A 1,564-nucleotide genomic window follows, 5' to 3' on the forward strand; every position below is an offset into this window, starting at 1 on the left:
ATCCGGCATCGTACGGTGTCTGCGCCCATTTATGAAAATCCAGCGCTATGCTGTTGGCCTGCTCCATCCCGGCAAGTGCTGGAGCATATTCAGCCGAAAGCCGCGCTAAAGCGCCAAAAGCGCCATCCACGTGGAACCAGAGCCCCTCATCCCGCGCAAAAGCCGCCAGATCAGCCAATGGATCAATGGAGCCCGTATCGACTGTTCCCGCAGTTCCCACCACCAGAAAGGGTTCAAACCCGGCTGCCCTGTCCTCCGCGATCATGGAGCGCAATACGTCCATATCCATACGGAATGCCGCATCCATCGGCACACGCCGCAATGCATCGGTTCCCAGCCCTGCCAGATCAAAAGCACGGGCAATGCATCCGTGGGCCGTTTGCCCGGCATATCCCACCAGCCTGCGGCTTTGTATCCCCTCTGCCCGCATTTTCACGCCTGCGGGCACCCCGCGGCTGGCCGTAATCACACCAATGAAATTCGCCATTGAAGATCCGGTAACCAGTACGCCGGTCGCTGTTTCCGGAAAACCAAGCATGCTGGCTGTCCAGCGAATGACCATCCGTTCCACTTCAACCGGAGCATGGTCACGTCCGCCTAGATTGGCGTTAAGCCCCGCGGCCAGCATCTCGGCCAACATGCCCTGAGGGGTGCCACCGCCGTGCACCCACCCCATAAAACGCGGATGCCGGTTACCAACCGCATAAGGCAGAACCTGCTGGGTAAACTGATGGTAAAGCTGGTCAACAGGAGCGCCTGACTGCGGCAAAGGCGCATCATGAAATCCCTGCCTGACACTTTCGGGCATAGGTTGCCACACTGGGCCTGCAGCCACGGCCTTCACGTTATCCAGCATGTCATCCAGCATGCGGTGACCCAGGGCACGCAGCTCTTCCCAGTTTTCCGGATCAAGCCCAGCCATGGTTCACTCTCCTACTTCGGCTGGTGTCAGGAGCGCTTTTTCTGCCTCGTGCTTCTTCATCATGACCGCAAATTTACGTGCCAGCACAGCACAGACAAACAACTGGATCTGATGATAGATCATGAGCGGCAACACAACGAGCCCGACCGAAGCTGGCGGAAAGAGCACGTTGGCCATAGGCACCCCTGAAGCCAACGTTTTCTTGGACCCGCAGAACACCACGGCAATCTCGTCCCGCAAAGGCATACCCACCATCCGGCTGCCAAAAGCCGTGATGACCAGCACACACACCAGCAACAGAAAGTCCACCACGGCTATCAGACCGAGTTCGCTTAGCGGCAGACGGTGCCACAGCCCCTGAATCACGGCATCACTGAACGCTGTGTAAACCACAATCAGGATCGATCCGCGATCCGTCATCGATAGCAACTTCTTGTTGCGGTGCGCCCATGCGCCAATCCACGGCTGAAGAATCTGCCCCAGCACAAACGGAAGCAGAAGCTGGAAGACAATATCCATCACGCCACCGGACTGCCCACCATGGCGCGCCAGCACCAACCCGACCAGAAACGGCGTAATGAAAATACCAAAAACATTGGATGCCGTCGCCGCACACACAGCGGCGGGCACGTTCCCCCCGCC

2 protein-coding genes are annotated in these 1,564 nt (G+C 58.2%); both read right to left on the minus strand.

What is annotated here, in order from left to right:
- A partial coding sequence (locus AD948_RS00200) for a pyridoxal phosphate-dependent decarboxylase family protein (RefSeq protein WP_248845855.1) occupies positions 1 to 922 on the minus strand: 922 nt, incomplete at its 3' end.
- A gap of 3 nt (positions 923 to 925) precedes the next feature.
- A partial coding sequence (locus tag AD948_RS00205) for a bile acid:sodium symporter family protein (protein WP_169797360.1) occupies positions 926 to 1,564 on the minus strand: 639 nt, incomplete at its 5' end.

The sequence above is a fragment of the Acetobacter senegalensis genome, assembly GCF_001580995.1.
Classification (GTDB): domain Bacteria; phylum Pseudomonadota; class Alphaproteobacteria; order Acetobacterales; family Acetobacteraceae; genus Acetobacter; species Acetobacter senegalensis.